Raw genomic sequence first — 4,220 nt, 5'->3', positions numbered from 1 at the left:
CCCCGAGAAGCGCACCCAGGTCGCCTCCCGGAAACGCAAAGGCAGCCGCGGTGGCAGATCTCCCAAGTTCGACCGGGAGAAGTACAAGGGCCGCAACGTGGTCGAGCGCGCATTCAACCTCATGAAGCAGTGGCGTGGGCTCGCGACCCGGTACGACAAGCTCGCCGTGGCCTACCGGGCCGGGGTGATGCTCGCGGTGACGCATATAGGAGACACGCCCTAGGGTGGAGGTATGACAGCACGCGGACAGTACACCCGGCCCGTGGTCGTGGTGGCCTTCGAGGGCTGGAACGACGCTGCGGACGCGGCGACGGCGGTCATCGAACACCTGGCCGAGACATACCCGACCGAACTCCTCTTTCAGCTCGACTCGGACGACTACTACGACTATCAGATCGTGCGCCCGCGAGTGGTCGAGACCGACTCGGGCCGCGAGCTCGTCTGGCCCTCGGCGTCGGTGCGCGTTGCTCACCTGCCCGAACGCGATCTGCTGCTGGTCTCGGGTCCGGAGCCGAATCTGCACTGGCAGCGATTCTGCGAGACGATGCTCTCGGCATTCGGCAGCCTTGAGCCTGAGATGGTGATCACGCTGGGCGCCATGCTGACCGACACTCCGCATTCTCGTCCGCTGCCTGTCACCGGCAATACCTCGGACACCGGCCTGGCCAGGTCGCTCGGGTTGGAGCCATCGGGCTACGAGGGGCCGGCCGGAATCACCAGCGTGCTGGGCGACTTCTGCCGGCAGGCAGGACTGCGCGAGGTGTCGCTGTGGGCGTCCGTGCCGCACTACGTCGCGGCTCCACCGAACCCCAAGGCGACCTTGGCGCTGCTGACCCGGCTCGAAGATCTGCTCGACGTGGCGCTACGGCTGGACGAACTCCCCGAACTCGCCCGCGCCTGGCAGCGTGGTGTCGACGAACTGGCCGCCGAGGACTCCGAGATCAGCGACTACATCGAGTCGCTCGAAGCCCAGCAGGATGAGAGCGGGCTGCCCCAGGTGACCGGTGACTCAATCGCCCGCGAGTTCGAACGCTATCTGCGCCGGCGCGGGAGCGGCGGGCCGTCGATCGGCTGATCACTCGACGCCGATCGACCGCCGGAATCAGGTGGGGTCGCGATCTCAGGCGAGTTCAGGCCATCGCTGCCGCGACCACCGCAATCAGCAGACCGGCCAGCACCGAGGCCGCATTCGCACAGAACGCGATCAGCAACGACCATCGAAGCGTCACGCCTCCGCAAGACGCCATCGTCCGGGCGACCGCCCATCGGCAGATGGCTATTCCCTCGATCGCCACGACCGCCAGCTCGGCCATGACGGTGGCTACCGGAAATGCGGGGTTGACGAGCCAAAGCACCGGATGGGTGAGCTGCAGTGCCCAAGCCAGCGCAGCTACTTCGAGTCGTGGCCGGGGCCCCCTCGACCGCCATCCCAGGCCCCCGGTCATCGCGATCACAATGGGGATCTCGATGGCGCAGGTGATCAGATACGCACCTAACCACTGCTGCATCCAGCGAGCATACAAAGATCCGTCCGCCCGATCCCGGCTGCCGGCGAATCGGCGACGGGCAGAAACCGCCACTCGGTGCGCTCATCGGTTACCAGGCCATAACCTGAATCCATGGGCAGCGATCATGCAGTCGTCCGGACGCCGACGCCCCCAAGGCGTCGACGGCTATCGATAACCGCGATTCTGGATGAGTTCTTCTTCGTCTATGCCGGGCTCGCAGCGATCTGGCTGACGTGGCTGTTGCTCACCGAGAGCTTCCGGCTCGGCTGGCTGGGAATCGTATTCTTCCTGGTCTTTTGGGTGATGCTCGCCTATTTTGCGCTGCCCCGTCTGCACCGCATCTTCACGGCCATCTACGTGCCCGACTATTTCATCGGCCGAACCCGGACGAGCGATGGCCTGCTCGGCGATCCGGTCAACCTCGCCTTGCTCGGCAGCACCGAGCAGGTTCGCCAGGCGATGCAGGATGCCGGATGGACTCCTGCCGACCCGATCACTTTGCGGTCGGCCTGGAAGATCATCAGTTCCACGATCGCCCGGCGCAGCTACGACCGTGCTCCGGTGAGTCCGCTCTTTCTCTTCGGACGGACGCAGGACATGGCCTATCAACAAGAAGTGGCGGGTAATCCTGCGAAGCGTCACCATGTGCGCTTCTGGCGTACTCCCGACGACTGGCTGCTGCCGGGCGGTACCCGAGTCGACTGGCTTGCTGCGGGCACCTTCGATCGAGCCGTCGGATTCTCCTTGTTCACCTTGCAGGTCACGCACAAGATCGACGCCGATATCGACGTCGAGCGGGACCACGTCATCGCCACCATCGTGAATGCCAGCCCACGTGCCGCCGTGGAGGTATTGAAGGACTTCTCGACCGGATACCACTCCCGTAACGGCGGCGGTGACAGCATCCAAACAGATGGTGACCTGCCGATCATCAATCTGCGCCGGCTCAATGAAATCGGGGGTTCACTGTGACCAACGAGCCTGCCAAACGCAGTGCGATCGAACCCGCATCGGTTCTCTTCGAGGTACCCGCATCTGAGCCCGGCAGCAGCAAACGTCCGGCGAGCCTCACGCTCGGCACCGGATTGGTGGCTCTGCGGGCGGCCGGCGGGATCTCTGTCATCAGGACACTGTCCAGACAATGGCCCGAGCTTAGAGGCCGGCTCGATCTCGATGCTTCCGACGCCGAGGTGGCGTTCAAGCTCCTCATCGGAGCCCAGATCGGGTGGATCCTGGCCGCGCTCATCGTGGCGTGGCTGACGTGGCGTGGTGGCAATCTGGCCAGGCTGCTCGTGATGACGCTGACGTCGATCAGCATCACGACCGCGGCTATCAGTCACTTCACCGTGGGCGGCCAGATCACCATCCACACCACGCTGCTCACGGTGTCGCTCGACATCCTGATACTGCTGGCGTTGTCAGACCGCGATGTGAGGATCTGGACGCGAGGCCATCGCCGGGCCAGGAACCGCGAATATGGGCGCCCGGGAGCCCCGAGCCGTTAGCCTGAACCCATGTTTCCACTCGATATTCCACTCGATATTCCTCCCGGTCCCCCGGTGGATTCCGACAGCATTCTGCCCATCCTGATCATCGCCTTGGTGATCGTGGTCGCCGTCGCCGCGGCGCTGATAGTGTATTTCCGCAAGCGCTCGCGTGCCTGAAGGCCCGCCTGGACGGCACGCGCTGACAGCCGCATCGATAGCAGCTCCGGCGTCCGCGCTGCTGCTCACCGCCTGCCTGATGATGGCGCTGGTGATCGCGCAGCCGTTCGCGCTCAACGTCATCGGCATCATGGTGCTCGGCACCGCGCACGTCGTCTTGGCACTGCGCTATCTGACCGGACGAGTAACCGGCGCGCTCACCAACACCACCGTGCAGGTACTGATCGTGGTGGTGGCCGCGATGGCGCTGATCAGGGCGCTCTCCGTGCTCGATGCGGGGCTGGGGCACCGGTTGGAGCTGGTCGGCAGCGTGATCATCATCGGCGGCGCCGCCTGGCTGGGTCTGCGGGGTCGGTTGCGCTATCTCGCGCTGGCGGTCATCGCCTTCTGGGCGCTCGCGTCCCTCGTCCAGCTGCCCTGGTATTGGCATCTGCTCACCCACGCGCACAATCTCGTCCCGCTGATCTTCTTGTGGGACTGGGCCCGCCGCTACCGCGCGGGTTCGGGGCTTGCCTTCACTGCGGTCAATCTCGTCTGGGCCCTTGCAGTGCCGGCGCTCATCCTGGCCGGAGCAGCCGATCGATTCATCAATGCCATCTCGCCGCAGTTCGTCAGCCGGCTCGCCGATCCGCAGTTCGTGCTGGCCAGCACTGCTGCGCCGCACTCCAGCCCCGAGCTGGCGCTACGTTTCCTGGTGGTCTTCACCTACCTGCAGACCATGCACTACGTGGTGTGGATGGGCTTCCTCCAGATCGCCGGACGCCGCGAGATCACTCGGCTCGAGACGGCCGTCCCGATCATCGCTGGGTGGCGGTTCTGGCTGGTCGTGTTGTCGGCGTCGCTGATCGTCTGGCTTGTCTATGCCACCGGCTATTACAACGGACGCGCCGTTTACGGCGTCATCGGAGCGGTCAATGTCTATCTCGAACAGCCGATAGCGGTCTGGGTACTTCTCGCCGCTTTGCCGACACGCCTGACCAGCGACTTGGTTCAACGACTCGCTTCCGCACAGTCGGCTGTCGTGGGCGTGTGAAATCGGGTGGTTCCG

General features: G+C 64.8%; 6 protein-coding genes and 1 pseudogene. 6 read left to right on the top strand and 1 reads right to left on the bottom strand.

The genetic code is table 11. The annotated features are described in order from the left end of the window. Together AAFP05_RS05395 and AAFP05_RS05390 are read left to right on the top strand one after the other, a co-directional pair. A pseudogene (locus tag AAFP05_RS05395) lies at nucleotides 1-166 on the top strand (transposase); the annotation flags it as partial. A 66-nt stretch (nucleotides 167-232) separates the two neighbouring features. Then, nucleotides 233-1,075 carry a PAC2 family protein gene (locus AAFP05_RS05390; RefSeq protein ID WP_341728829.1) on the top strand — a complete coding sequence of 281 codons (843 nt, stop codon included), beginning with the start codon at nucleotides 233-235 and terminating at the stop codon, nucleotides 1,073-1,075. 55 nt (nucleotides 1,076-1,130) lie between these two features. Here AAFP05_RS05390 and AAFP05_RS05385 read toward each other — a convergent pair whose 3' ends face one another. Next, the gene (locus tag AAFP05_RS05385) at nucleotides 1,131-1,508 is read right to left on the bottom strand and encodes a hypothetical protein (protein WP_341728828.1); all 378 of its coding nucleotides are present in this window, start codon (nucleotides 1,506-1,508) and stop codon (nucleotides 1,131-1,133) included. A 111-nt stretch (nucleotides 1,509-1,619) separates the two neighbouring features. On the opposite strand from AAFP05_RS05385, the gene AAFP05_RS05380 reads away from it, so the two are divergent. From AAFP05_RS05380 to AAFP05_RS05365, 4 genes are read left to right on the top strand one after another with little or no spacing between them, the layout of a single operon-like run. Next, the gene (locus tag AAFP05_RS05380; RefSeq protein ID WP_341728827.1) at nucleotides 1,620-2,480 is read left to right on the top strand and encodes an LssY C-terminal domain-containing protein; all 861 of its coding nucleotides are present in this window, start codon (nucleotides 1,620-1,622) and stop codon (nucleotides 2,478-2,480) included. Beyond that, on the top strand, nucleotides 2,477-3,013 hold the full coding sequence (locus tag AAFP05_RS05375; RefSeq protein WP_341728826.1) for a hypothetical protein: 537 nt from the start codon (nucleotides 2,477-2,479) through the stop codon (nucleotides 3,011-3,013). Before AAFP05_RS05380 ends, AAFP05_RS05375 begins: the two co-directional genes overlap by 4 nt. 9 nt (nucleotides 3,014-3,022) lie before the next feature. Next, nucleotides 3,023-3,172 carry a hypothetical protein gene (locus tag AAFP05_RS05370; RefSeq protein WP_341728825.1) on the top strand — a complete coding sequence of 50 codons (150 nt, stop codon included), beginning with the start codon at nucleotides 3,023-3,025 and terminating at the stop codon, nucleotides 3,170-3,172. Then, nucleotides 3,165-4,205, top strand: a complete 1,041-nt coding sequence (locus AAFP05_RS05365; RefSeq protein ID WP_341728824.1) for a hypothetical protein — start codon at nucleotides 3,165-3,167, stop codon at nucleotides 4,203-4,205. Before AAFP05_RS05370 ends, AAFP05_RS05365 begins: the two co-directional genes overlap by 8 nt. Nucleotides 4,206-4,220 lie beyond the last annotated feature (15 nt).

This window comes from Brooklawnia sp. (assembly GCF_032229645.1).
Taxonomy (GTDB): domain Bacteria; phylum Actinomycetota; class Actinomycetes; order Propionibacteriales; family Propionibacteriaceae; genus Brooklawnia.
Note: the sequence above shows the minus strand (reverse complement) of the source record. Positions and strands in the feature narration are given on the sequence as shown.

What these genes read in the sequence shown, in the direction of transcription:
- AAFP05_RS05390 (WP_341728829.1), top strand. Translation starts at nt 233, where the DNA reads ATGACAGCACGCGGACAGTACACCCGGCCCGTGGTCGTGGTGGCCTTC.
- AAFP05_RS05385 (WP_341728828.1), bottom strand. Translation starts at nt 1,508, where the DNA reads ATGCAGCAGTGGTTAGGTGCGTATCTGATCACCTGCGCCATCGAGATC.
- AAFP05_RS05380 (WP_341728827.1), top strand. Translation starts at nt 1,620, where the DNA reads ATGGGCAGCGATCATGCAGTCGTCCGGACGCCGACGCCCCCAAGGCGT.
- AAFP05_RS05370 (WP_341728825.1), top strand. Translation starts at nt 3,023, where the DNA reads ATGTTTCCACTCGATATTCCACTCGATATTCCTCCCGGTCCCCCGGTG.